At 44.9% G+C, this 25,179-nt stretch carries 30 protein-coding genes and 1 pseudogene; 10 read left to right on the top strand and 21 right to left on the bottom strand.

The features are described from left to right. Positions 1-128: 128 nt before the first annotated feature. The 5 genes from arsJ to C7Y66_RS30820 form a co-directional block, all read right to left on the bottom strand. Positions 129-1,388 carry an organoarsenical effux MFS transporter ArsJ gene (gene arsJ / locus C7Y66_RS01280; RefSeq protein WP_106544186.1) on the bottom strand — a complete coding sequence of 420 codons (1,260 nt, stop codon included), beginning with the start codon at positions 1,386-1,388 and terminating at the stop codon, positions 129-131. Positions 1,389-1,524: 136 nt separating this feature from the next. Continuing rightward, positions 1,525-2,532, bottom strand: a complete 1,008-nt coding sequence (locus C7Y66_RS01275; RefSeq protein WP_106544185.1) for an ArsJ-associated glyceraldehyde-3-phosphate dehydrogenase — start codon at positions 2,530-2,532, stop codon at positions 1,525-1,527. Between the two features lie 18 nt (positions 2,533-2,550). Further along, positions 2,551-3,612 carry a PstS family phosphate ABC transporter substrate-binding protein gene (locus C7Y66_RS01270; RefSeq protein WP_015154862.1) on the bottom strand — a complete coding sequence of 354 codons (1,062 nt, stop codon included), beginning with the start codon at positions 3,610-3,612 and terminating at the stop codon, positions 2,551-2,553. 96 nt (positions 3,613-3,708) lie between these two features. Next, the gene (locus tag C7Y66_RS01265) at positions 3,709-4,044 is read right to left on the bottom strand and encodes a helix-turn-helix transcriptional regulator (protein ID WP_015154861.1); all 336 of its coding nucleotides are present in this window, start codon (positions 4,042-4,044) and stop codon (positions 3,709-3,711) included. Between the two features lie 34 nt (positions 4,045-4,078). Then, positions 4,079-4,231, bottom strand: a complete 153-nt coding sequence (locus C7Y66_RS30820; protein WP_015154860.1) for a hypothetical protein — start codon at positions 4,229-4,231, stop codon at positions 4,079-4,081. A gap of 394 nt (positions 4,232-4,625) precedes the next feature. Here C7Y66_RS30820 and C7Y66_RS01260 point away from each other — a divergent pair, with 394 nt between their 5' ends. Then, complete coding sequence (locus tag C7Y66_RS01260) at positions 4,626-4,997, top strand: hypothetical protein (protein ID WP_233222477.1); 372 nt, start codon at positions 4,626-4,628, stop codon at positions 4,995-4,997. A gap of 24 nt (positions 4,998-5,021) precedes the next feature. Here the strand turns inward: C7Y66_RS01260 and C7Y66_RS01255 are convergent, their stop codons facing one another. The 4 genes from C7Y66_RS01255 to C7Y66_RS01240 all read right to left on the bottom strand — a co-directional run bounded on the left by C7Y66_RS01255 (position 5,022) and on the right by C7Y66_RS01240 (position 10,400). Continuing rightward, positions 5,022-7,430: an alpha-amylase family glycosyl hydrolase gene (locus tag C7Y66_RS01255; RefSeq protein ID WP_106544184.1), complete on the bottom strand. Its 2,409-nt coding sequence runs from the start codon at positions 7,428-7,430 to the stop codon at positions 5,022-5,024. A 71-nt stretch (positions 7,431-7,501) separates the two neighbouring features. Beyond that, complete coding sequence (locus tag C7Y66_RS01250) at positions 7,502-8,134, bottom strand: TenA family protein (RefSeq protein ID WP_015154858.1); 633 nt, start codon at positions 8,132-8,134, stop codon at positions 7,502-7,504. A 55-nt stretch (positions 8,135-8,189) separates the two neighbouring features. Continuing rightward, entirely contained in the window at positions 8,190-8,954 is a 765-nt protein-coding gene (locus tag C7Y66_RS33205) for a pentapeptide repeat-containing protein (RefSeq protein WP_106544183.1), read from the bottom strand. 171 nt (positions 8,955-9,125) lie between these two features. Continuing rightward, positions 9,126-10,400, bottom strand: coding sequence for a hypothetical protein (locus C7Y66_RS01240; RefSeq protein ID WP_106544182.1), 1,275 nt, complete (start codon positions 10,398-10,400; stop codon positions 9,126-9,128). A gap of 66 nt (positions 10,401-10,466) precedes the next feature. On the opposite strand from C7Y66_RS01240, the gene C7Y66_RS01235 reads away from it, so the two are divergent. Continuing rightward, positions 10,467-10,718, top strand: coding sequence for a hypothetical protein (locus C7Y66_RS01235; protein ID WP_106544181.1), 252 nt, complete (start codon positions 10,467-10,469; stop codon positions 10,716-10,718). Positions 10,719-10,972: 254 nt separating this feature from the next. On the opposite strand, the gene C7Y66_RS01230 is transcribed toward C7Y66_RS01235, so the two are convergent. The 4 genes from C7Y66_RS01230 to C7Y66_RS01215 all read right to left on the bottom strand — a co-directional run bounded on the left by C7Y66_RS01230 (position 10,973) and on the right by C7Y66_RS01215 (position 13,855). Next, positions 10,973-11,257: a DUF427 domain-containing protein gene (locus C7Y66_RS01230; RefSeq protein WP_015154854.1), complete on the bottom strand. Its 285-nt coding sequence runs from the start codon at positions 11,255-11,257 to the stop codon at positions 10,973-10,975. 113 nt (positions 11,258-11,370) lie between these two features. Next, complete coding sequence (locus tag C7Y66_RS01225; RefSeq protein ID WP_106544180.1) at positions 11,371-11,952, bottom strand: chemotaxis protein; 582 nt, start codon at positions 11,950-11,952, stop codon at positions 11,371-11,373. Next, positions 11,906-12,256 (bottom strand): YtxH domain-containing protein, encoded by a 351-nt coding sequence (locus C7Y66_RS01220; RefSeq protein WP_106544179.1) that lies wholly within the window; start codon positions 12,254-12,256, stop codon positions 11,906-11,908. The genes C7Y66_RS01225 and C7Y66_RS01220 overlap by 47 nt, the downstream gene beginning before the upstream one ends. A 96-nt stretch (positions 12,257-12,352) precedes the next feature. After that, the gene (locus C7Y66_RS01215) at positions 12,353-13,855 is read right to left on the bottom strand and encodes a phenylacetate--CoA ligase family protein (protein WP_106544178.1); all 1,503 of its coding nucleotides are present in this window, start codon (positions 13,853-13,855) and stop codon (positions 12,353-12,355) included. Positions 13,856-14,063: 208 nt separating this feature from the next. Here C7Y66_RS01215 and msrA point away from each other — a divergent pair, with 208 nt between their 5' ends. The 5 genes from msrA (at position 14,064) to C7Y66_RS01190 (ending at position 18,085) form a co-directional block, all read left to right on the top strand. Further along, positions 14,064-14,720 carry a peptide-methionine (S)-S-oxide reductase MsrA gene (gene msrA, locus C7Y66_RS01210; RefSeq protein WP_106544200.1) on the top strand — a complete coding sequence of 219 codons (657 nt, stop codon included), beginning with the start codon at positions 14,064-14,066 and terminating at the stop codon, positions 14,718-14,720. 499 nt (positions 14,721-15,219) lie between these two features. Next, positions 15,220-16,023 carry a beta-carotene ketolase CrtW gene (gene crtW / locus C7Y66_RS01205; RefSeq protein ID WP_015154849.1) on the top strand — a complete coding sequence of 268 codons (804 nt, stop codon included), beginning with the start codon at positions 15,220-15,222 and terminating at the stop codon, positions 16,021-16,023. A 56-nt stretch (positions 16,024-16,079) separates the two neighbouring features. Beyond that, complete coding sequence (thiD, locus tag C7Y66_RS01200) at positions 16,080-16,871, top strand: bifunctional hydroxymethylpyrimidine kinase/phosphomethylpyrimidine kinase (protein WP_106544177.1); 792 nt, start codon at positions 16,080-16,082, stop codon at positions 16,869-16,871. A gap of 92 nt (positions 16,872-16,963) precedes the next feature. Then, positions 16,964-17,494 carry a DUF3450 domain-containing protein gene (locus C7Y66_RS01195; RefSeq protein ID WP_146149724.1) on the top strand — a complete coding sequence of 177 codons (531 nt, stop codon included), beginning with the start codon at positions 16,964-16,966 and terminating at the stop codon, positions 17,492-17,494. Positions 17,495-17,746: 252 nt separating this feature from the next. Further along, positions 17,747-18,085: a P-II family nitrogen regulator gene (locus tag C7Y66_RS01190; protein WP_039717719.1), complete on the top strand. Its 339-nt coding sequence runs from the start codon at positions 17,747-17,749 to the stop codon at positions 18,083-18,085. 69 nt (positions 18,086-18,154) lie between these two features. Here the strand turns inward: C7Y66_RS01190 and rdgB are convergent, their stop codons facing one another. From rdgB to C7Y66_RS01175, 3 genes are all read right to left on the bottom strand, one after another. Further along, a complete protein-coding gene (gene rdgB / locus C7Y66_RS01185; protein WP_106544175.1) occupies positions 18,155-18,757 on the bottom strand; it encodes an RdgB/HAM1 family non-canonical purine NTP pyrophosphatase in 603 nt (200 codons plus the stop codon). Between the two features lie 14 nt (positions 18,758-18,771). Beyond that, positions 18,772-18,999: a nitrate/nitrite transporter NrtS gene (nrtS, locus tag C7Y66_RS01180; protein WP_106544174.1), complete on the bottom strand. Its 228-nt coding sequence runs from the start codon at positions 18,997-18,999 to the stop codon at positions 18,772-18,774. Between the two features lie 136 nt (positions 19,000-19,135). Further along, positions 19,136-20,572 carry a phosphoglucomutase/phosphomannomutase family protein gene (locus tag C7Y66_RS01175; protein WP_106544173.1) on the bottom strand — a complete coding sequence of 479 codons (1,437 nt, stop codon included), beginning with the start codon at positions 20,570-20,572 and terminating at the stop codon, positions 19,136-19,138. Positions 20,573-20,678: 106 nt separating this feature from the next. Between C7Y66_RS01175 and C7Y66_RS01170 the strand changes: the two genes are divergently transcribed. The 3 genes from C7Y66_RS01170 to sufR all read left to right on the top strand — a co-directional run bounded on the left by C7Y66_RS01170 (position 20,679) and on the right by sufR (position 22,840). Continuing rightward, positions 20,679-21,263 carry a TIGR00730 family Rossman fold protein gene (locus tag C7Y66_RS01170; RefSeq protein ID WP_106544172.1) on the top strand — a complete coding sequence of 195 codons (585 nt, stop codon included), beginning with the start codon at positions 20,679-20,681 and terminating at the stop codon, positions 21,261-21,263. 78 nt (positions 21,264-21,341) lie between these two features. Then, on the top strand, positions 21,342-21,977 hold the full coding sequence (locus tag C7Y66_RS01165) for a GNAT family N-acetyltransferase (protein WP_106544171.1): 636 nt from the start codon (positions 21,342-21,344) through the stop codon (positions 21,975-21,977). A 209-nt stretch (positions 21,978-22,186) separates the two neighbouring features. Beyond that, on the top strand, positions 22,187-22,840 hold the full coding sequence (sufR, locus tag C7Y66_RS01160) for an iron-sulfur cluster biosynthesis transcriptional regulator SufR (protein ID WP_106544170.1): 654 nt from the start codon (positions 22,187-22,189) through the stop codon (positions 22,838-22,840). An 11-nt stretch (positions 22,841-22,851) separates the two neighbouring features. On the opposite strand, the gene C7Y66_RS01155 is transcribed toward sufR, so the two are convergent. From C7Y66_RS01155 to C7Y66_RS01140, 5 genes and pseudogenes are all read right to left on the bottom strand, one after another. Beyond that, a complete protein-coding gene (locus C7Y66_RS01155; RefSeq protein ID WP_015154839.1) occupies positions 22,852-23,070 on the bottom strand; it encodes a DUF1816 domain-containing protein in 219 nt (72 codons plus the stop codon). Between the two features lie 164 nt (positions 23,071-23,234). Next, positions 23,235-23,480 (bottom strand): annotated as a pseudogene (locus C7Y66_RS01150) (DUF1830 domain-containing protein); the annotation flags it as partial. Between the two features lie 86 nt (positions 23,481-23,566). After that, positions 23,567-23,824, bottom strand: coding sequence for a DUF1816 domain-containing protein (locus C7Y66_RS01145; protein ID WP_106544168.1), 258 nt, complete (start codon positions 23,822-23,824; stop codon positions 23,567-23,569). Between the two features lie 30 nt (positions 23,825-23,854). Next, positions 23,855-24,010 (bottom strand): hypothetical protein, encoded by a 156-nt coding sequence (locus C7Y66_RS30810; RefSeq protein WP_158265844.1) that lies wholly within the window; start codon positions 24,008-24,010, stop codon positions 23,855-23,857. A gap of 482 nt (positions 24,011-24,492) precedes the next feature. After that, the gene (locus C7Y66_RS01140; RefSeq protein ID WP_106544167.1) at positions 24,493-25,167 is read right to left on the bottom strand and encodes a haloacid dehalogenase type II; all 675 of its coding nucleotides are present in this window, start codon (positions 25,165-25,167) and stop codon (positions 24,493-24,495) included. Positions 25,168-25,179: the final 12 nt, after the last annotated feature.

Below are 25,179 nucleotides of genomic sequence, written 5' to 3'. Positions count from 1 at the left end.
AAAAACCGAAATTCCTGTAAGGGCGGGTTTATTGAGATCTTGGTATGGAAGTAAAGTTTGTTGGTGAACCCGCCCCTACGGTGTGCGATCGTACCCATTACCCATTACCCATTACCAACTACCAATAATTATTCATCTCCAGCTTTCCAGGCGATCGCTTTTTGGGGTTGCGGATCGGGTAATTTCAAAGAAATTGCAGCCGCCGCAAGTACGAATACCATCGACACCCACAAACAACCCACTAAGCCAAATAGCTGAAAGATCAAACCAGATAGCACTGTACCCGCTAAGCGTCCACCAGAGTTAGCCATATAGTAGAAGCCAACATTTAATGCCACCTTGTCATCATCGGTGTAGGCAAGGACGAGATAGGAATGAATTGCTGAATTAAAGGCAAAAATAATCCCAAAAATTGCTAATCCTGCCACAATTGTTAAAGCTGGAGACACCCTAAGTTGGAGCGAAAGAGCGATCGCGGCGGGAATTGCACTCAGCACAAACGTCCAAATTTGAATCGTTCTCCCTTGGGGAGACGCTCCCGAACCCAACCAGCGCAGCAGATTGGGCGCTAAAAATTGTACTGTCCCGTAGCCAATCACCCAGCAAGCCATGAATCCCCCGACCTGCTCGAACGTCCAGCCAAGCGTGCTGTAGAGAAACACGGGGAGGGCAACTACAAACCAAACATCTCTCGCACCGAAGAGAAAGAAACGAGCCGCAGAGAGAATATTAATCTCCCTACTTTTAGAAAAGAGTTGGGTAAATTTAACTTTCGCCTTAATTTTGCCCATACCTGACGGTAGCAGTACTCCCGTACCCAAGATTAAGCACAGTCCTGCTGCCATAATTAGCAGGGCATTCACAAAGCCAAATTGAGCTAGCAAAACGCTACCCACAAAAAAGCCAACTCCCTTCAGAGCATTTTTGGAGCCAGTTAATATAGCTACCCATTTAAACAGTGACGACTGCGCTGACTGGGGTACGACCAAGCGAATCGCACTCTTAGAACTCATCTTGGTCAAGTCTTTGGCAATCCCAGAAAAGGCTTGCGCGACCATCACGTAGGTGACTTGCAACCACACAGCCCATTCTGGATTGAGCAACGCCAGCATAGCTAAAGCAAAAACTTGTAGTCCGATGCCACCATAAAGAGTCAGCTTTAGACCAAATTGAGAGCCGATCCAACCTCCAAGAAAATTGGTGACAACGCCAAAAATTTCGTAAAACAGAAACAACATGGCGATTTGCAAAGGAGTGTAGCCCAGCAGGTGAAAGTGCAGTAGCACCAACATCCGCAACGCTCCATCGGTAATTGTGAAGCCCCAGTAGGCAGCAGTAACGAGGGCATAGTTACGCAAATTGGCTTTATTTCCAGCAGTGGAAGTCATGGTTGTTGGGTGGGGCGAGACAGAAATTAAGCATTTATGTCAGAGATCTCGATCCCCCCTGCCCCCCTTGACAAGGGGGGAGTACGTAGCCCCCTTAAAAAGGGGGTTGGGGGATCTAAAGTTTGCAAGAAGGAGATTAGTAACAACGGGCAATCTTGCGGGCAAGTTCAACCATGCGATTTGCATAGCCCCATTCGTTGTCATACCAGGCTAAAACTTTGACTTGTGTTTCATCGATGACCATTGTTGATAGTGCATCTACAACAGCCGATCGCGGATCGTCTTTGTAGTCTACAGAAACTAAGGGACGTTCTTCGTAACCGAGAATGCCTTTGAGTTCTCCTTCTGCCGCAGTTTTGAGCAAACCATTAATTTCCTCTACTGTGGTAGGACGCACGACTTCAAACACGCAATCGGTGAGGGAAGCATTTAATAACGGCACTCGCACTGCCAAACCGTTGAGCTTACCTTGCAGTTCGGGATAAATTAACCCGATTGCTGTAGCGGAACCCGTTGTCGTTGGAATTAAAGATAAACCCGTCGCTCGCGCCCGTCGCAAGTCTTTATGCGGCGCGTCTACGATTGTCTGCGTGTTGGTGTGGTCGTGGACTGTGGTAATGACTCCATGTCGAATTCCCAATCCTTCATGGATAACTTTTACAACTGGAGCCAGACAGTTTGTGGTACAGGAAGCCGCTGTGAGTAAGTGGTGCTTGTCATGTTCGTAGAGGCGATCGTTGACTCCCATAACGATATTTAACGCCTCTTCCTTAACGGGTGCAGCCACAATGACTTTTTGCACTCCCCGCTTAAAATAGGGTTCGAGTAAAGTTGGGGTACGGAATTTACCAGAACACTCCAATACGAGATCGACTCCCAACTCATCCCACGGAACTTCTCCTGGTGTAGGATACTCGCTGAAACTCAAATACTTGCCGTCAATGGAAATGCGATCGCCCTCTGCTGCTACTTCTGGTGTCCAGCGACCGTGGACGGAATCAAATTTGAGTAAATGGGCGGCGGCGACTGCACCACCTTTAATTTCGTTGATATGTACGAAGTCTAGTTCCGACCATCCCCAGGCAGCCCTTAATGCTAATCGTCCGATCCTACCAAAACCGTTGATACCAACTCGAATTCCCATTACTTTACCTGGTTGTAGTTAAAATTTTGCTTGTCTGCGTAATAACTGCCCAATTGTCAGACCAATTTGGGATTTGCCTTCAAAGACGGTTCCCACTTTGCCTCGATTGAAGTAGATATAACTCAGGCGATAGCCTTCCGCTGGTAAGGGAATGTAACCTACTGAACTCACGAGAGTTGGCGCACGCTGAATATAAAAATCGACAAATCTTCGCACGGCAGGTTTGAGCTGAACCGATCTGGCATTAACGTAGATAAATAATGGTCGAGACAGAGGCTCGTACTGCGCTTTTTCTACTGTCTGTCGCGATGGCAAAACCGCACCTCTACCGCTATCTACTGCTAGAGCCTTCAGCTTGTTTTGATTTGCCTCGTAATAAGCAAAGCCAAAATACCCCAACGCATTCAGGTCTTTGCTCACTCCCTCTACCAATTCATCATCATCTTCGCTTGCCGTGTAGTCCTGGCGGCTAGCTCTGGCTTTACCGACTACTGCTTCAGTAAAATAATCAAACGTACCCGAATCTTTACCAGCACCGTATAATTTTAAGGGGCGATCGCTCCACGCAGACCTGATTTGCTGCCAATTCGTAATTTTTCCCTCTGCCGCTGGCTCCCACATCTTTTTCAGTTCGGCTACAGTAATATCTTTAGCCCAGGTATTTTGAGGATTAACGGCGATTGTCAGCGCGTCGTAGGCAACGGGTAGTTCGATATATCTAATTTTGTTGTTGTTGCAAGCTTCCATCTCGTCAGTGCGGATCGGTCTGGAAGCATCGCTAATGTCTGTTTCTCCGGCACAAAACTTTTTAAACCCAGCACTCGTACCAGAAAAATTCACGAGCAACTGTGCGTTCTTGCCCGACGCTGTGGTTTGAAACTCTTCTGCTATTGCTTTGGTGATGGGGTAAACTGTGCTAGAACCGTCCGTCTTAACTGTAGCTGCGGGTTCTGAATTATTCGCTTGAGCGAACCTTAACGGTTGCTTGGTTGGACTAACTGCGTTTGGCATTGCCATAGCAGTTGCGATCGCAACACCAAATCCCGCCAGGAAAATAGAAATACTGGCTATCGTTTTCATATGCCTCACCCCTACACTTGAAATCAATTTGCGATCGGGGAATCTACCTTTCTATCATTTCAAAAAAAATTGATTTGTCAAGAGGGGATATTTGGCTCAGGATGAGGGCGTATCCTCGCAGGGACGGGCGGGCAGCAATTGACTGAAGCGGCGATATTCCGATAAATATTGTTCTAATGCAACGAACTGCGATAAATTCAAGCTGTAGTAAATCCAGCGTCCTTCCTGACGCGATCGCACTAAATTAGCTTCCTTTAAGGTTTTGAGGTGAAAAGATAGCTTAGATTGAGCAATTCCCAGTTCCTCCGACAATTCGCACACGCAAAGCTCTGAGGAGCGTAAAAGTTCTAGTATCCGAATGCGTAACGGCTCAGATAAGGCATGAAAACCAGATGCGATCGCGTCGGAGGTGACTGAGAAAGAAACTTGCATCAAATTTTATTGAAATTATACGTCTGACTATATGCTATTCTCTTTCGCGCAACACAGCTAGCATTTGTTGTCTGACGGCTCTTGCCCACAAGTCAAAGTTAAAATCTTCTCCATTGGCGATCGCTGAGTTTGCTGCACGATCGCGGTCTTTCTGGTTGTACTTGGCTTCAACGTTTGTTTCTTTCATGATGGCAAACAAAATGATAGCTTAATGAGTAATTTTACTCATGCATAACTTACTGTAAAAAATCTTTACTTAAAGGTAATTTATGCATTAGCATTGGTAAAAACAAAATATCAATGCCTTGGCGAAAAAACTTCTCTCCCTTGGCTGAGATCGCTGCTAGTATTATCAAATACAAAGTTATTGAGATCGACTGTTAACTCTCAAATGCCACTTTTAAGAAATTGCCTTTGCTCAATGAATGTAAAAAAAGCTATAAAAACAAATTAAAAGTGTAGCCAACCGCGGTAGCAAAGCTTAACGAAGTTATCGCAATTGTTAATATTTTTTCCCACTACGTAGAACATGCAAATAATCAAAAATCAAAATAAATTATTTTGCAAAACATAAACTTATTTTGTCATCAACCCATACAGCTTTGAGCCTCATGGTTACGATTGTTGTTGCCATAAATTTAATTTTATCTGTGCTGCTTTGCTATGTAGCGCGACGAATTTGGCAAATTCGCCGCAAATTAGCACGGACGGCTGATACACTAATTGCGATCGAGCGTTGCACTCGTACCGTACTGCGCGACGCACCAGAAATAATTTATTGCGGACAAGACAGTATTTATCGCTTGAGGCAGAGTGGCGAACCACTGCAAATACAACTACAACAACTCAGACAATTGATGTCACTCTCGGCGATTGGATGGCAAACTTGGATTAGGTTTCGGAATTCGGCATATCCCTTTGGAGCAGCAAGCTACAAAATTCGGAAGTCATGAACGCCTATTTATAGTTGTCTAATTTCATAGTCGTCCCACTAATATTTGAAATGGCTTTAGTTTGATGCTAACGCTATTCATGGCATCTCCGGTTCTAGCAAATTCGATATTGTCTCCCTGGATTGGATCGATGAGTTGGATCTTTTGCCGTGCCTGAGTAGTAGATGTATTAATACTAAGCGTTAAGTTTGCAGCTTCGCGATCGCCACTAAACGAGATTGCCACTAGGGTCAACTGACCGTTGCTACGCCGCAAACCAGTAAATACCCAAGGATTATCGCACTCTACCTCACGCAATAATACATCACCATGCACCAGCCCGGGAAACTGCTGTCGGGCTAAAAACAGCCGTCGATAAAAATCGTAAACATCTGGATTATCGTCTGGATTAGGACTATGTTTGGGATCGCCAGCAAATACTTCGGGAATCCCAAACAAAGCATGAACAGCTTCCATTGCCATCAACCGTGGCGTGTAGCCATTGAAGTGATAGAACCAGGAAGTATCGTGATTGCGCGTGAAATAAACGCGGTTGGCTCCTGCTGGCAAAGCGCTCAATACATTGGCGATATGTGCCTTGTAATGTTGAGCATTAACCTTGCCTGCTGCCATGCGATCGAGCAAAAATTGTCCGGCTTCAGTTTGATTGTCGTGAACTAAGTTAGAGACAGAATAAAAGACTGGACCAAATATTTCGCTCAACAAGACTGTTTCGGGCTTAACTGCCTGCATAGCAGACAACATTCGCTGCATTAACTCCGGCGAAGCCGAACCACTGCGATAAGCTGGATAAGGAATTTTTGCATCCCAGCTCGCTCCTTTATAGCCTGCGGCATCGACCCGATAACCATCAATGTTATAAGTTTTGAGATCGTGTAGCGCTAAATCGACCATATATTGCTGGTATGCAGGACTTGCCCAATCCGTTGAAATACTTCCCCACTCGCGATGGCGCGCCAGGTTTCCTTGCTCGTCACGCACGAACAGATCTGGACGATCCTGCGGTACTGACGATTTTGGATCGAAGCCGTGAATTACCATGTCAAATAGTACTTTCATGCCAAGAGAATGAGCCGTGCGTACCAACTCCCGCAGATCGTCTGATGTGCCATAAGACGGCTCGACTTGGTAAAGATCGATTGGTGCGTAGCCGCCAACCCAGTGCGGCATGAGGTAGATGGTGTTAAAGCCGATATTACGATAAAAGGATAATTTTTTAGTAATGCCTTTGAAACCCTCTGGAAAGTAGGGAGGATAGACTTCTAACAGCACCATTTCCCGCGCCCATTGTGGAGTATTGGTAGCTAACGGTAGCGTGCGGGCAAGCATTTGTCGATATTGAGTTAGTGCCGCAGGTAACGCTTGAGTCGTTAATTCGACATGGTGAATGTCAGATGTGACAGTATACTGTTCTGGTAAGCGATAGGCACGTAAGTTTTCATGCCAGAAACTCAATTTGCGTCCGTCGCTGCGAATAGTTGAGTTATACGCCACTTCGCCCGATGTCTCCATCCAACTTGCTAAGGTCATCTGTCTTTGTTTGTTGGTCATCGTCAGAATTCCCAGTCCAGCATCAGGGGCGCGATGAAACTGAATGGATTGGTTAACTAGATTTTTGTATGGAGTTTGGGGTGCGACATAAGTTTGAGGCAAAAAGGGACCGGGAACATCCACGACACAGAGATCGGGATTTTCAATTCCTACTCCAGGGAGTCCAAAGCGAAAACCTTCTAGCTTTCTGACCTGTTTTGCCAAAGCGCGATCGCTGCTAAAATTTCGGCGTAGTGTTGCCGATCGCGCTAAACTTCCTCGGTCAGGAAAAAGCGTGTAAGCAGCAGTTAATTCAAATTCATAAGGAGAATCTGTTTGATGCGGACGCGGCACAACACCAAAAGATAAATTCAGCGTCACGCCCTTTCTGAAGCGATCGATCGCCGTCTCATAATGCAGTAACTTAGCACCATGTTGCGCGATCGCCCAATTGCCTTCGATCTGAAAATCAATGTTCTGAGCAATGTCTGCTGCCGCAATCAGATTACCTACGATTCCATCGGCAGCCAAGATCAGCCATTGTCCAGTGGCGCGATCGAATTCTAGTTTGAGCTTGTCATTACCGAAAATAATTCGGTTGGGTTGCTGGCGTAGATAAATATCGCGATACAACACTTGCGATCGTGCTGGTTCTCTCACTAATTTTGTGCTAGTCGCATCGGCAATTGCAAGACTGGGCGATTGCTCTGCTCGTGTGGGGTTGCCTTGAGCGTTTGGTTCACCTAGTATGAAGCTGAATACAGTACCCAACACTACTATTAAAGCTAGTGCTGACAAAATAAAAATCTTTGCCGCACTCTGTTTTCCTGCTTTCCTACATCTGCGTTGCCATTGGATAACAGCTCGAATACTATGCCACGGACGCAGGTTGAACTTACTCATTCAGTCAAAGTAAGAACTTCATCGCACAGCATATCACTCTAGCAGTGGCAAGAAAACCCAACAAACGATTGTTATGGTCGATCGCCCGATTCCCAAGCCGCTTGAAAGAAATCTCGTTCGCACAACATAGCATAGCGATAAGTTTTTTGTACGGTATCGGAGTTGCTAGTGTAGCGATCGCTCAATTTTTCGAGTTGTTGCGCTAGCTGCTCGAATTCTGGGCTGTTGTAGGTACGAATCCAATCGCTGTACTGATGTGTGAGAATACCCTTAGTTGCCAACTTCTGTCCCAAATAAGCATAAAGTCTCATACAAGGTGACATTGCCACAGCAGTTAAACCCACATCTTGACTCCAAGCAGTAGCCGACAAAAAATCGATATAGCGACGAGTGGCTGTACCTGGTTCGACAGAACTAATATTGACTCCCCATGTGGCTGCATACCCGGCATGAAGCTGAAGTTCTTGCAGTACGCCCCCAGCTAAGCCATGAAACAAATTAAATCCTTCCCAATCAGGTGCTTTAGCAGCGGCAATACTGTAGGCACGGGCAAAGGCTTCAAGGAAAAATGCATCTTGCCCGACATAGTAAGCAAACTTCTCTCGCTCCAAGGTTCCATCGGCTATACCCCGAACAAATGGATGATTTAGACAAGCTTGAGCTAAATCTTGGTTAGTTTGCCATAATTCGCTGGATAGAGACATATAAGTAAGTCGTAAGTCAGCGGTGATGGTCACTGGTCACTGGTCACTAGTTAGGTTACAACAAAAACCTTAATAAAACTGAAGTTACGCCACCAAGGAAGTTAAAGAAATTGGGTTTGCTCTTAGGTGTTTCTGTTTGCGGTGCTTGCAGTTGGTTTACAAAGGCTTGGGCAGTGTCATAGCCTTCATTATTTCTCTGCCGTAAAAATAACCATTTGGCGCGTTGAGCATCCTGTATCGCTCCCGGTCGGTCTAGCAGTTGGTAGCGGGCAATACCTCGCGCCATGTAAGCTGGGGCGTATTTGTCGTTTAAGCTAAGAGCTTGATTGAAATAGCCAATTGCGCCTTTAGGGTCGCCTTTTTGTCCTTGAGCAATGCCCCAACGATAAAATTCTTCAGGCTTTGCTGCTTGGGTAGGAATGGCGATCGCCCCCTGCAAACTAGTACCGCTAAGATTAGCTGTCTTCAAGTCTACATTAGCTAAATAGGCATCGCGCAGATCGGCTCCACTCAAATCTGTTTGCTCCAATTTAGCACCACTCAGATTTGCGCCATACAGAGAAGCACCACTAAGGTTTGCACCGCTTAAGTCAGCCTCGCTCAAATTCGCCCGACTCAAATTAGCACCACTTAAATTCGCCCCCCGCAGATTCGCCTGACTTAAATTAGCTAAGACCAGACCCTCACCACTAAGATCGCATCCTTCGCACTGTTTTGTTGCCAGAAGTTGTCTAGTATGTTCCAGATCTCCCGCACGAGCTGGAGGTGCGAAGTGCAAAGCAGTCAAAACAGTAGTGATGACGATGAGTTGAGTTTTCATAGGTGAGGATAGAGTCAATTGCTAGGCGATCGCAGATGGACAATACATCTTAACCCAGAATTTTTCGAGAGTCGGTAGGGGCGCACAGCAGTGCGCCCCTACAAGAGCCAGGAAGGGGGACAAGGGAGAATAGCAACCAATAGCCATCAACTATTAACCGTCAATCAACAACTAACCCTTTTTCAAAGTTTTCAAATTCAGCGTATAACAGCCCAGTCTACCTGGAATGCGCTGCCATCGTCCTTGGGTTGCTCCTCCCCAGAGGGTTTTTCCAATCCGGTCTTTAGCTTTGACTAAGGCGCGTCCGTCAATGTCATCGCCGTATAGCACTTTGGCAACTTTCTCAGTGGTAATCACTTCACCAGGATGCTCGTTCACCACCACTTCCACAGCCGCAGTCAGACTGAGATGATTGTAGCGAGGCAGCATATCATCGCTTTTACCACGCCGCGACGGTCGCCGACGAGAACTTACGGGTAAGCGGGAGATGTTAGCCGTGGCAGATTCCGAATCTGCTGTAGGTTCCACTAGGCTCAACTTGTAAGTATAGCAAGCTGGTTGATCTGGGACTTTTTCCCAAATCCCTTTATCCGTACCTTGTCCGAGGGTATCATAGATCCTGGGTTTTTCTGCTTTGACCGCTTCTGCATCCATGTCACCATACAATGACCAGATGATATACTCCACAGTTAAAATCTTGCCCTGGTTTTCCTGCAATAGCTTTTCCACTGCTTGAATTTTCGTCAGATTCTGATATTCTGCCTTCATTGGAGTTTTAATAGCCGAAGGAGATCTGGCAGTGTCCCCGCTCGTCTCTCCTACCTCCAGAGGTGTTTCGGCAACTTCTGTTTGGAGTTGTGGTTGGGTAAGTTCAGCTTCTGTTTGGGGCTGTGGTTGGGTAAGTTCAGCTTCTGTTTGGGGCTGTGGTTGGGTAAGTTCAGCTTCTGCTTGGAGTTGTGGTTGGGTAAGTTCAGCTTCTGCTTGGGGCTGTGGTTGGGTAAGTTCAGCTTCTGCTTGGAGCTGTGGTTGGGTAAGGTCGGATAGAGGCTGAGAGAATGATTCGGGTTCGGGTGCAGTTATACCAGATAGGGTTTGCCGTGGCTGTTCTTCAAAAGCAGTCGTTGGCAGCTCAAATGCATGTTGCATTGGAGGTAAGCTCACTTGGTCTGCGAGGAGAGCATTAACGTGAGTTATTTGTTCTCTAGCATGGGCTGCTTGGCGTTGGTTCGCTTCTAGTTGAGCATGACATTGCGATCGCATATCGACTAGGCTTTGTACAAACTGTTGATTTTCTACCAACTGTGCTACTAGTAACCCGTTGACATGCGACAATTGCTCTTTGAAGCGAGCTACCTGTTTCTCAGACTCTACGAGCTGGGTGTGGTAAAGCTCTTTCAGAGCAATTAAGTTTTCGATTAAGTGTTGAAGTTGTCTATGAAGAGGCATTTTTTTCAGTATTAAACTCCTTTCTAGTTAGCATATTGGATACACCATAGCTAGGTTTTGTTTGTCATGCCATCCAAAAAGGTTTTTGTTCGAGAGTACACAGTCCGCGCCCACGAACGTACAATCCATACTCGGTTATATAAATTCATCTGCCAGCAATGCAGTCAACCCACGGAACGGGAGAGTTATGGTCCTAGACCTCTGTATTGTGAAACTTGCCGTCCTCCCATGTCTCGTATGCTGGAAGACCCGAAATACAAAAAGAAAAAACCCAGACCCGTACTGGTTAAGCAGGCAAAAAAAGCTCGGGCTAGGTAGTCATTTGTCATACCCTTCGGGAAGGGCTATTCTTCGAGAAGCCACCCTTCGGGTGTCTACGCCCTACGTCATTGGTCATTTGTACTGATAGAGAACTGGTGCTACTGGACGATCGAGAAATCCTGATAGGATCGGCGATCGTCCGCAGATAGGAGACAGAAGGTAAGAGTAAAAGAACTTAGTAATTGATAACTAATTTTTCTCACCTCTCACCTCTCACCTTTCACCTCTGATGTCCAGTGACCAATGACTGACTATGATTCGACTTTTACTCCACGCCAGAAGGCAATGTAACCCTCAATATTTTTTGCCTTCTCTTTGGCTGTGGGATAGTACCAAGCAGCATCTTTGTTGACTTGTCCATCAACGACAACATTGTAGTAGCTGGCAGTTCCTTTCCAAGGGCAAGTCGTATGAGTGGAAGATTCTTGAAAATACTGCTTGTCGATCGCATCGGGAGGGAAGTAGTGGTTGCCCTCAACGATCTCTGTTTTGGAGCTTTCAGCTAAGACAGCTCCATTCCAAATTGCTTTCGCCATAGTTAATTATTTTGCTTCAATTCACAAACTCTCCAGATACATTATTACCCTCTTGAGAGTGAGTCGTGAGTCGTGAAAATCCAAATGACAAATGACAAATGACAAATGACAAATCATTCCTCTTCGTCATCAAAGTAGAAAGGAGGCGATTTGAGACGATTTTCTTCTGGGATGACTGTATCCTTGTCGAAGTCACTATCTGAATTTTTATTGAAGTATGTGGGTAAGGGTTGCCTTGATTCTGCTGGAAGGCGATCGCGACTATGGCGGTTAGGGGTGCTACGGGTGAAAGTTTTCCAGGCTGCTTTTACACCTGTGAAGACGCTGCGAGTATTCACCTCGACGCTTCTTGCTTGTTCCTTGGCTCGATCTAAACTGCGATCGACTTGTTTGGCAATTTGTGCCGCACTTTTTACCCCATCGCTCACATCATCGGTCAAATCGCTAATTTCTAACCCTGTCAAGCGAATTGCTTCTAACGTTGGAGGCAAATCTCGTTTGAGCGTATCGAAGAGTTTTTCGGCACTGCGAGATGCCCGTGCTAATTCGTGAAAAGCTGGCACGGCTGCCACTAAAACTGCTGTGAGGCTAATAGCAACTAGCAGTAGTGACAGTCCGAGCCAAAACAGCGGATCGATCGCAGTGGCACTACGGGCGATCTGTATAAGCAGTACGGGAATCGGAAGTAATCTCATTATTTTGCCGTTTGATGGCTTGACGCTCTTGCTGACTGGCTTCAACCCCAGCCGCGATCGCCTCTCGCAATCGTTCTAATGTATCATCCCAACTACGTAATGCCGATCCTGAAAGACGGTCTGCCTGGAGTTGCACGCTAGTCGATAAATCTTCTGCTAGTTCTGGGATAGCATTAGCAGATTTTTTCAACAACTGTCGCGCTTCTCGTCCGCTACGTGGGGCGATTAACATTCCAGTTAAAGTGCCGACGGCAGCACCTAAAAAAAAACCGCCGATAAAGACTCCTGAACGGTTGTTAGGCATATATGAGGGTTTTCTCTCTACACTCATTGTAAGGTCAGTTGTCAGTTGTCAGTTATCAATGTAGAGACGTTACATGTAACGTCTCTACTTGCGACTTCATCTTGTATATCGATGCTTGACTCCTACGGGGAAGTACTCTGGATCTCCGGTGGGGGCGAGGGATACGTGAGGAATTTGATATTCGGGGGGGACGTAATTGGCAAATTCGCTATTGAGTCGGAGCAATTGCGCGTGAATTGAGGTGGCGATCGCATTTCTTTTTGCTTCATTTCCCTCTACCCCTGGTGCTAACTCTACCACTATAGAGAAGAAACGGTTTCGATCGGCATCTTCCTTAACTTCCATTACAAATTTACCCGTCACCCATTCTCGAATCTGCGGTTGTTCTAAGCCAACGATGACATTTTCGGGATAGATATTTGCGCCAAAGTAAGAAAGAATAAAGTTAGCACGCCCAAACACGTAGACGAAAGGTAGAGCATGGATGCCTCTCGTTCCTTGTTGCTGTAAAGTGGCGATCGGGTCGAATCCGTGCGATCGCAAAACTTCCAGCATGGCATCGTAAGCAATGATTCCACCTGTATCGGCAATGTGATATCGCACGAGGGGAATGCCATTATCGCCCGAAAATAGTAGCGTGCCGTCTTGCACCTCAAAAAAGCGGCTGAGCGGATCGTATTGTACTAAGGTGGGTAAGCGCGATTCCCCAAATAAGCTACGGGCTACTTCTGGATTCTCTGCTAAAAAACGTCGGATGCAGATACTCAAAGGTGTTTCATTGCCTAACACGCCAGCATCAGCCGTACCGTAGAGTGAGGCAGAATCATAGTAGGGATTGTTTGCTCCCACTCGTTCCCCTACTAAACTCCGCCACTCTTCGCTGAAGACTTCTCCTGCTAGGACTAATTTGATTTGGTAGCGCTGCCACTCTATGCCGTTAGCTCTACCAGTGTCAATGACATCTTTGAGAAAGGGCGGATATCCCAGCAATACTACTTGCTCGAATAAACTACCCAGTTCTTGCACGACACGGCAGATTTCTGTTTTGTTATTCCCTGGAGTTACAACAGTGATGGGATAACCCTTACTTGCCAAGTGGCGACAGCAATCAGTTGTAAACATTCCACCTACCCAAGTTCCCAACGTAAAACAGACAACTGCTAGAGTGGGGCGGGTGTCAGCAGAAAAGCTATCGTGAAATATTTGTTCAAAGCGGGTGGCAATTTGCAGTTCGTCGGTCAGGTAGCGCAACCAATACGTTGGTTTCCCCGTAGAACCCGATGATGCTGCTACCATATCGCATCTTTCTAGTTGTCCGTGCCGACAAAAATTTGGCAGGGAATGACAACGTAGGTAGTTGTCTTTTGTCAGTAGCGGCAGTTGTTGAAAGTCTGCCACAGTTTGAATTGCTGTTGGCTCGATTCCCCGTGCCGTCAAAAAAGTTTTGTATGCTGGTACAGTTGCAGCCACATCGCGAAATAACTCTAAGGCAGCAGCTTGAGGAGAAACTTGTTGATGCTTGCTTAGTTTCGTTGCTAGAGGTGTAGTGAAAAACTCTTGCAAGGCTGTTAATACGCGATCGCTTTGTTCTTGCTGCATTACCTGTGATTGTTTTCGACCAACCGGATTGGAACGATCTTATCAAGACTATTGCAACAAAGTCGATTTACCTAAACCACTTTGTTGTTTCATTCTTCTTGCTTTTTTGCTGTTTGCTTTTCTCGGCGATCGTGTTGTTACTCACTAAAATCTCTACAATGTTAAGTAAGGTAAAGCTGTTGTTTAGAGATTGAGAGTTAGGAAAACAATAATGATATTCGGATTTGGTAAAAAAATCGCTATGCCTTCTCCCCAGGAGGCTTTACCCGGACGATCGCAAGCAATGCCCGTACCTCAGACTCACTACACAAATGGAAATCCTCTCAAGCCGCCATATCCTACCGATATGGAGACAGCTATGTTTGGTATGGGCTGTTTCTGGGGTGCAGAACGCAAGTTTTGGCAGTTAGATGGCGTTTTTATCACTGCTGTTGGCTACGCGGCTGGTTTTACGCCCAACCCCACTTATAAAGAAGTTTGTTCGGGGATGACGGGTCACAATGAAGTTGTGTTTGTCGTCTACGATCCCAAAGTCATTAGTTACGAACAATTGCTGAAAGTTTTCTGGGAAAACCACGACCCAACTCAGGGTATGCGGCAAGGAAACGATGTCGGAACCCAATACCGTTCGGGAATCTACGTCTACTCTGAAGAACAGAAACAATTAGCAATAGCAACGCGAGATACCTATCAGCAAGCCTTGACTCAGGCAGGATATGGCAAGATAATCACTGAAATTATTGATGCTCCCGAATTTTATTGGGCAGAGGAATATCATCAGCAATATCTGGCAAAGAATCCTGGCGGGTATTGTGGTTTAGGGGGTACGAATGTAGCCTGTCCGGTGGGATTGATAGCAAGTTAGAACAACGTAGGGGGGCGTTAGTAACGCTCCCTACTATAGAAAATATTTATAACTAGAAATAAAGTTAATAATTAATCAACTAATTTTATTTTTCTCGACGCGATCGCAACAAATATCTTTAAAGTTTCACTCCGACAACAAATAAAGTTTTTCGTAAATTTGTTTGGCTCTGCTCTCTACTCCCTAAGTCTTCGATCGTAAAGCTTTTTACCAACAAGCAATCTGTCGCGAGTTAGATGAGAATTTTTCCCCTTCTTATTTAAATTGCAATAGTAAAAGCCTTTTGTTGTCTGAATTAAAGCTAATCTCAGACAAATCTTGCTGCATGAATAACTATTTCAAATCTAACTCTAGAGCTATTTTATATCTACTAAAAACATATCTATCTTTAGTAGATTAACAAAAATTAACAAATTCGTATATGATAAGGAAGGCTTGCATCAAATGCCTTCAAGTTTGGCTTGTCTACTTCTACGTTTGCTAAGGATTCTACTCTGACATGGTTGCATCGATTCCGAACCCTTTACAACAAAGTGCTTTAAACCAAAGTGAAACGCGGTTGAATATTGGTTATTCATATACATATAAGGGGATTATAATTGCCTTAACGATTATTGTGACTTGGATAGCTAGTTTATGCTTTCTCCTCTCAAGTCAACTAGAAAAACTGGGAATATGGGGAATTCTATTAGCAATAGTTTGGCAAACATTTTTGTATACAGGCTTATTTATTACAGCCCATGATGCCATGCATGGACTAGTCGCTCCAAATCATCTCCAAATAAATCGCTGGTTTGGTAGAGTCGCTGTAAGTTTATATGCTTTATTTCCTTACAATCGATTGCTGCAAAAGCACTGGGCGCATCACCGACATCCAGCCAGTCAACTCGATCCCGATTTTCACAACGGCAAGCAGAAAAACTTTTTTGCCTGGTACTTATATTTTATTGGAAACTATTGGAGTTGGCGACAAATCATTGGATTAACACTCCTTTTTCATAGCGCAAATGTATTATTAAATATATCTAGAGCCCACCTCATTCTATTTTGGGCGTTACCAGCAATTCTCAGTTCGGTACAGTTGTTTTACTTTGGTACGTTCTTAACTCACAGAGAACCAAGAGCAGGCTACGAAAATATTCATCGCGCCCAATCAACTCATATAGTGTCTTTCTGGTCGTTTCTTGCTTGCTACCACTTTGGATATCACGAAGAACATCACGAATATCCCCAAGTTCCTTGGTGGAAATTACCAGAAGTCTATAGGATGAAAAGAGAAGAATCAGTTATCAGTGACCAGTGACCAGTGACCAATTACACAATACTCATAACTCGCTACCAGCGACAGTACCAGTCGCAATGACAATTGCGGGATCGGATAGCGGCGGCGGGGCTGGAATTCAAGCAGATCTGAAAACTTTCGCCTTCCATTGCGTACACGGTACGAGTGCGATTACTTGTATCACGGCTCAAAATACTTTGGGTGTTACGCGAGTTGATGCTTTACCTGCTGCTGCTGTTGTTGCTCAAATTCAAGCGGTGGTTGAGGATATCGGGGTTCAAGGTGTAAAAACTGGGATGTTGCTCAACCGGGAAATTATTACAGCCGTATCCCAGCAAGTTGAGAGCTTAAGTATAGATAAATTGGTTGTCGATCCCGTGATGGTGTCGCGCACGGGAGCGCAGTTAATTGACGATGCAGCAGTAACAAGCTTGCGATCGCAGCTCATCCCTCTAGCAACTATAGTCACCCCTAACCGCTACGAAGCGCAGATCTTAAGTGGGAAAGAAATTCATAGCTTAGATGACATGAAAGCTGCGGCTGAGGACATTTTTCGCCGGACGGGAGCAAAGGCTGTGTTAGTCAAGGGTGGAGGAATGTTAGGAGAGGCGCGCGGCGTTGATGTTTGGTTTGATGGCGATCGCTTGGAGATAATAACGACAATCCAAGTCGATACAAAGAACACTCACGGTACGGGTTGTACCCTAGCCGCCGCGATCGCAGCCAATCTCGCTTTGGGGAAAGAGCCATTGATAGCTGTACGACAAGCAAAAGAATACGTTACCGCAGCCTTGAAACACGCCCTCAACATTGGCAAGGGACAAGGACCAGTAGGGCATTTCTTTCCCCTCCTGACTTCTAGCTCCTGACTCCTAATAACTGATAAATATTACAAATTAGCTGTGAAAGTAGCAAAATCTGGCTAAACTGGTGGCGAATATTTCTTTTGACGGCGCTAACCATGCGATCTAGCTCCAGCTCTGCTCATCATCATCCAACAAATTCTCCTAACTATATGCCCTCTGTGCCACTTTCGGTCTATCGGGAATTGGCATTGGAGTTGCAAGCTACCCAGGAGATAATTGACGCTCTCAAGTCGCAAAATCAGCAGCTAGCCAGACAAAATCAACACCTCCGCCAAGAAATTGAAAAAGTCGTACAGCACGTTTCCTATCTACAACAAGTGGTTGATACGACTGTGGCGAACCAAATAGAAAACGATCGCCCCGAACGAGAGGATCGAGTTAAACCAAAGCGCCCGCTGTCTGGTCGTGCCGGACACCAAGGTGGTGTGACAATGAAAACTGGCGGCGGACATGCTTCAGAATTTGTAGCAGTTGAAGAAGTGGAAGCAGATAATCACCATCACCGTTCCCAATCGGACGCTACTCGAATGAATGGCTGGGGATTGGCGATCGCAGTTTCAATCGTAGTCGTGACAGCATTTAGTACTGGATTTCTCCTGGTTCGCCCTCTAACATCCAATCGTTGAGCGATCGCACTGACTGCCTTCTTCTAAAAAATGTATTAATTAATACGATACTTCACCCTAGGGGATGATACTACAAATAAGTTCCAGCTATTGCATTTGGGATCGATCGAGTGTAGAAAAACAGGATGGAGGCAATCTACGCAGCAATTCAAACAGTGCGATCGCACTCAAACTAAGAGATAATTTTCCTTTGGTGAATCACAGCAGTAAAACACACCAATATAAAACGATAAACAAACGGGAGTGAGAAAATTGAAAAAGGTAGAAGCAATTATCCGACCCTTTAAACTCGATGAAGTGAAAATTGCCCTCGTCAACGCTGGCATTGTGGGCATGACAGTTTCAGAAGTCCGAGGCTTTGGACGACAAAAAGGACAAACAGAACGCTATCGCGGTTCCGAGTATACGGTAGAGTTTCTGCAAAAACTCAAAGTAGAGATCGTCATCGAAGACGCACAGGTAGACATGGTAGTAGACAAAATCATCGCCGCCGCCCGTACTGGAGAGATTGGCGATGGCAAGATCTTTATCAGCCCTGTAGAAGAAGTTGTCCGCATTCGGACGGGTGAAAAGAATCTGGAGGCAGTTTAGGCTAGTTATCAGTTATCAGTGACTAGTAACTAGTGGCTAGTGACAAGAATTGAGTCTAGCCGCTAGTCACTATCCATGCATCACTTGCAACTGGGGAATCAGGGCTTGAAAGGCTCGTCCGCGATGGCTAATTTCGTGTTTCAGTTGGGGTGGCATTTCGGCAAATGACATTTGCCGATCGGGAACGTAGAAAATCGGATCGTAGCCAAAGCCTCCTATGCCCCGTGGTGCAGTCAAAATTTCACCGCGACAAATGCCTTCGGCTTGCAGGACGATCGCACCATCGGGACGGGCGATCGCGATCGCGCAGACAAATTGCGCCTGTCTATTTGCCGCGTCTCCTAGTTCCTGCAAAACCCGTTCGATCCGCTCTGCATCGGTTTTAGCATAACGGGCAGAATAGATCCCAGGAGCGCCACCTAAAGCATCGACTTGTAAACCAGAATCGTCAGCGATCGCCCATTTTCCAGTTGCTTTTGCTACCTGAGCAGCTTTTAAGCAAGCGTTGGCGACAAAAGTATCGCCTGTTTCTTCAACTTCCAATTCTGGCGGTTTGAGGGTCAATTCCCAGTCTAAATCGGTCAGGTAGGCTTGCATTTCCTTTAACTTACCTGGATTGCCAGTCGCAACAACCAGGGATTTTAAATTTTGGATTTCGGATTTTGAGTTCATTTACTTGTATCCGTCTATAGTCTACGGCGAGCTATATATTGACCGTGGACGTTGACGCAATAAGGCATTATGTAAGTCAGCAGTCCAGATATCCAGCGTTCTCGATCCATTTCTCCACGTAGCAATGCTCCACCATGATTAATCGTAAACAAGATCGTGCCTACAAATAGAGCGGTTTTCAAACCTGGAAAGACAAATTCTCGCTTGAACAAACTGCGGAGATATCCTGCGATCGCTTTCATGGAAAAGTAACGAAGACCAGCCAAGGAATTTTAAATTGAAGAATCAAGAGTCAAGAGTGTCCTGTGAATCAATTTTGGATTTTAGATTTCAAATTCAATCTAAAATCCCCCTTGTCCCCCTTGTCTCCCTTGTCCCCTAGCTTTCCGCCCAATCCTTTGCCCAATTGAGGGTTTGATGCACCTGTTCAATTGTTGATGCTTCGCAGTATAGTCTTAAAACAGGTTCAGTGCCGCTAAAGCGAATCATCAGCCAGCTATCATCATCTAAGCGGAATTTGTAGCCGTCAATAGTTTGACAATTGACTACAGCTTTTCCAGCAATTTCTTTGAGGGGCTGAGTTTGCAACTGATCCAAGAGACGCGATCGCACTTCCATGCTTGCTAAGGGTAGATCGATGCGATCGTAGGCAGAGTGAAAGTTAGTTTTTGACTGGAGTTGCTGGTAGAGGGCGCTTAAATCTAGTCCAGATTGCACGACGGCTTCTAGCACATAAAGAGCAGAAAGTAAAGCATCTCGTTCGGGAATATGCGTTCCATAACCGATCCCGCCTGACTCTTCACCCCCAAGCAAAACTTGGGTTTCCAACATGCGATCGGCAATATATTTGTATCCCACCGGAGTTTCGGAAACTGGGATTTGGTGTAAAGCTGCAACGCGGGGCATTAAGTCAGAACCGCTGACAGTTTTGACGAGTTCGCCTTTCATACCGCGATTTACGGCTAAGTGTTCGATCAAAATGGGAATCAAGACTTGGGAACTGAGAAAATTACCTTGTCCGTCTACAGCTGCAATCCGATCGCTATCGCCATCAAATACTAAACCTACAGCCAAATTGCCTTTTTCAGCACTATGGGTACGGATGGTTTCAAATAAACGGGAAAGGTATTTTGGTAATGGTTCTGGCGCGCCGCCACCAAATAACGGATCGCGATCGCTGTTAAGTTCGTTGACTGGGACTTCTAATATCTGTGCTAGTCCTCCTGCGGCTGCACCGTGCATCACATCAGCAAAGACTGTTAGTTTACCTTGAGTAATATACGAGCGAATGCGATCGAGATCGACTTTTGCCCGTAGAGTGTCGCAGTAGCTAAACCAAGGATTGAATGTTGTCATTTTCCCAGGATTGGCACTGGCAGGGGGTGGATAATCTAATAAAGATTCAATATTCTTTGTCACCTCCGGCGGAACAGAACCGCCAAAAGCGCCTTTAACTTTCAATCCTGAATAGCTACCTGGGTTGTGGCTAGCAGTAATGACTAAAGCTCCCAGAGCGTTGTGCTGTTTTGCCGCTAGACTAAAAGCTGGAGTTGGTGCATAAGTTTCTGATAAAAGTACGTCAAACCCTACATCTGTGACGGCTTGGGCTGTTGCACGGGCAAAATCCTCTGACATGAAGCGGCGATCGTAGCCCACAATAATCGTATTGCTACCTGTAGTATTACCGTACGTTCGTGCTAAAACTTGAGCGGCGATCGGTGCAACTAACGCTAAGCGTTCAAATGTAAACTCATCAGCAATGATACCGCGCCAACCATCCGTACCAAACTTGATTTTATTGCCAATTCCTGGCATGGTATTTACCCCAGAACCCTAACGCTGGATCTTAACATCTCTGGTTTAATAAGCAATGAAGAAGTTCGCGCCTCTGGATTACGTTTGATGAATTTGAGGAACTTTTATGGAATCTATTTGCATATTCTGCGGTTCCAGTACGGGTAATCGTTCTATCTACCAAGAAGCTGCCCAAGCAATGGGCGAGGCGATCGCGCGTCGGGGATTAAGCTTAATTTACGGTGGTGGTAATGTAGGTTTGATGGGTATGGTAGCCGATGCCGCTTTAGCCGCAGGTGGTGAGGCAATTGGGGTTATTCCCAAGTTTTTAGTTGACAAGGAAATTGCCCACAATGGACTGACACAACTACATGTTGTCGATTCCATGCACGATCGCAAAGCTTTAATGACAGAATTAGCCGACGCATTTATTGCCTTACCTGGGGGATATGGCACGTTGGAAGAATTTTGCGAGATTCTCACCTGGGCGCAGTTGGGATTGCATCAAAAACCCCAAGGTTTATTAAATGTTGAGGGTTATTACGATCCGCTATTACAGTTATTCGATCGCGCCGTTACAGAAGATTTTTTAAGATCGGAATTACGTTCTTTGGTATTAGAATCGTCGTCATCTGAAGATTTACTTGATTTATTAGCTAGCTATCAACCGATAACCGTTGAAAAGTGGTTGAGGCAAGATACTGAGGTTTGAATTTTCGTTTGGCGATACATATCTTAAACTATTGCCGAAGTTTGTTCGACATAAGTGTAGTAAGTAATTGAGTATTGGGTGAATAAAATTCGCGACTACACAAACCAAGTCTGCCTGCGCGGACTAATAGAAAGTATGTTTCCTTTTATAGAAATTCATACATCTCGCCTCAAATTCCGTCCCTATGCAGTAGCAGATTTAGACGATCTGCACCGCATTTTCATCGATCCTCAAGTCAGAAGATACTTATGCGACGATAAAATTATGCCGCGAGAGTGGGTTGCCACAGAAATTGAAAACAATACCAAGTGTTTTGAACAACACGGTTTTGGTCAGTGGAGTATTTTTTTTAAAGAAAATTCAGAATTAATTGGCTTCTGTGGTTTCCGATTCTTTTACGAAAAGCCACCAGAATTACAACTAATCTATGGTTTATCACCGCAATATTGGGGTCAAGGACTAGCAACAGAAGCTGCAACAGCCATGATTCAATATGGATTTACAGAACATAAATTTCAGCAGATTATTACTAATACTGATGTTGAAAATATTGCTTCGGTGCGAGTAATGGAAAGAATTGGTATGAGATTTGTCCAGCGCGCTAATAAAGAAGGATTAGACGTGCTGTATTATGCTATCTCTCGCGAAGAGTATCAATTCGATCGTTCTTTATATAGTCTGCATATAAAATCTGACTTTTCCCACCATAGCTAGGATTGCTTGTAATTGGCTACCCTCTGGAGTTAAACAACTACTTTGTTGCCTAATTTTGTTGCATAATTTTGATAAGGCTAGCTCAACAACAAAAGCGCTACTAAAGCCGAACAATTGCTTTGCTCAATAATGCAGATTATTGAGAGAAGGATTGGCAAACAGTTCCAACTGCCCTTGACCTATTACTGAATAGGTTAGGAGATAGAACTATGACGACCACTGAGTCTTATTCTACCAAACAGGAGATTTTGGCTTATTTACTGAAACAAGGACAAGCAACGGCACAGCAGTTGGCGAAAGCTTTATCAATTAGTCGGCAAGCAACACAGCGGCATCTGAAAAATTTGCAGAATGAGCAGCTGATTGAGTATCAACCGATGCCAGTTGGCATGGGGCGACCGCATCATGTCTATCAGCTTAGCCGTCAAGGAAGAGCTAGCTTTCCCCATAGTTACGATGAGTTTGCCATTTCATTTTTAGATACTTTAACGGACATGGTGGGGGAAGAACAAGTAAGAGCAATTCTCCGCCAGCAGTGGGAACGTAAAGTTGTCAAATATCGCCAATACTTGGGAAACGGTTCGCTGCAAGAGCGAGTGGCAAAACTAGTAGAACTTCGTCAACGAGAAGGGTATATGGCAGAATGGCATTTAGTAGTAAGTGGCGATCCTAGTAATTCCAAGGATAAATTTGTCCTCACCGAACATAACTGCGCGATCGCCAAAATTGCCAAGTCATGTTCCTTTGTTTGCGGTCATGAGTTAGAAATTTTTGCGGCGGTTTTGCCAGAGTGTATTATCGAGCGCACCCAATGGATGAATAGCGGCGATCGCTGCTGCGGCTACTCGATTCAAGCGAAATGATACATGTAAATTTATTCATCCTCAAAGCTTGTTAGTAATTGCGATTGGCATCGCCTGACGGCTACAAAGACGATCTTGCTTCCTTCCTGCTCGAAATCTTCTATATGCGCTAGCTGAGCGAGTTTGGCAGTCTTGGCTGTGGCAAAAGGTCCAAAGTAGTAGGTACAAAGGGGGCGATCGGTCACGATTTCTGCCCACCATTCCAAGTTTTGTTGCTCTAGTTGAGACATGAAATGCTCTCGAATTCAGGTTATGCTTAACTCCAATCTGGTTTGATGTTTTCCATAGTCCTGGTTTTCCTGCCTTAGTCTACTAAACATCAGTTGCACTCGCACAAGTGCTAATAGTTGCGCGAGCTGAACTCGTCGTCCTCGGAATGAACTGACGATTCACCGACGCGAAGGCGATCGCAAGGAATTTTATCCGACAGAATCGAGCCGCTTGCCGCACCTGTATGAATTTCTAACCGGGCATCTGGTACGGCTTCAAATAATAATCTTTGCCCTGGAAACACAACTCGCTCAAACCACCAGTGAGGAATATTGGTAATGCGGGCAATTTGAAGGCTGTTAGTAGCATTGGTATAGCAGCACAGAACGCTACTTTGATTTGTTGCAGCGCGATTGAGTACTTGAATCATGATTATGGAAACCTTTGAAAACTCAGTTTTCTCCCGAAGAAATGCCACATTTGAGTGCTGAATGCTGATTTTACTGGGACGCTCTTTTATGCCAAATCTGCTGAAACCGTCAATTTTTCTGGTTTGCAGCGTTTGATTATTGCCGTAATTTCTGTAGCTCCTTCTTGCTCTAAATCTTCTACATAGCCAGTCTTCGCAGCTTGAGCTTCTCTAGCAGTAAGGAAGGGACCGAAGTAATACGTACAGAGTGGATTCTGGGTGTCAATTTCTAGCCACCATGCCCAGCCAAAGTTGTGGCAGAAGTCGATCGCACCCTCTTTAACGTTGTTCCAGATGGCATTCATATCTTTCCTATATCTAACTGGATCGTAAGTTCACAGGTTCAGCAGCACCTTTTCTGCCTTACTCACTTCCACTTGCCCTGGCTGCTTTACTTTAAAGCTTGCCAACCCTTCGATCGCGTTACGGTTAATCCGAATCTCAACAAAAACGCAATCCGCTTTTGTCTCGATCGCAAAACTCCTTTCCACACTACAAGCTGGTGCTTTGACTATCTTGCTCCTCTTGACAATAACTCAGTGCCGTGCTAACCACAAGCTACGCTGTTTCAAAACTTTACCCGGCTAACTGTGTATAGCTCAGCGAATGCGTGCATCAGATAATTGTCAGAGCGTCTGTTATTCACTTAAGCAACATATCTGTTGTTTAAGCTGTTGACTAGTTTAGCAACATACTTGTTGTTTAAGTCAAGTGAGCGTGATGGGGATTTATTATGTCGAATTGTTTAAAAATGCTCTTAAAACAACCTTTTTTGCTTATTTACTCTTTTTATCTCGGTTTTATTAAGTATTAGTGTTAAACGTTCTTTCTTGGCAAGGAAGCGCTAAAAATTGACCTACATGTGTTTGCGGCGCTCGTTGTTAGCAGAAGTTAGTCGGATCTTCCACACTTTTTTCTAACATTGATAGTGCCGTATAGATGAAATTTACGTCATCTAACTGAAAAGCGATCGCTACTTTTGACCAACCAGAGCGGCTAAAGTTTTTAAATCAGGTATTTCTAAATCTGCACCAGAATCTTGCTTAACTCCGCGCCGATTTACCCACACCGCAGTCATACCCAAAGTTTTAGCGGGTACAATATCGTGATACACGCTAGCTGCGACGTGTAAGATTTTCTCTTTAGGTAAACCAATTCTATCAAATGCTGCGTAGAAATTATTATGAGAGGGCTTATAACTTTTTAGCTGTTCTGCTGTAATAACATAATCAAAATCAACTTGTAAATGTTTGACTGTTTCAGCAAAAAAATCGTTATCCACGTTAGAAATTACAGCTAGTTTAAATTTCTGTTTTAAGACTTTTAGCGCCTCTACACTATCAGAAAAGGGTTGCCAACTAGTTAAAGAATTAGCTAGTGCATCTACTTCTGTAGGATTTGGTGTAAAGTCGAAGCGATCGCCCATTTTTTCGACAACATTTCTCAGCACTTGCCGATATTTAATATACTCGCCTGCTTCTATTTCATTTTCGATTTCACCAAAAGCATCAAAGATCTGTTCGTTGGTTAGTTGGATATTATGGTTAGAAAGAATAGGGGCGATCGCTGTTGAAACACCAGTTTCCCAATCAATCATCGTACCGTAACAGTCAAAGGTTAAGACTTCATAGTTGTTTAAATCGAGCATTATGTTGTCTCC

Origin of the sequence: Chroococcidiopsis sp. CCALA 051 (assembly GCF_003015105.1) — a bacterium.
GTDB classification, from domain to species: domain Bacteria; phylum Cyanobacteriota; class Cyanobacteriia; order Cyanobacteriales; family Chroococcidiopsidaceae; genus Chroococcidiopsis; species Chroococcidiopsis thermalis.
This window is presented reverse-complemented; position numbering and strand designations above follow the sequence as displayed.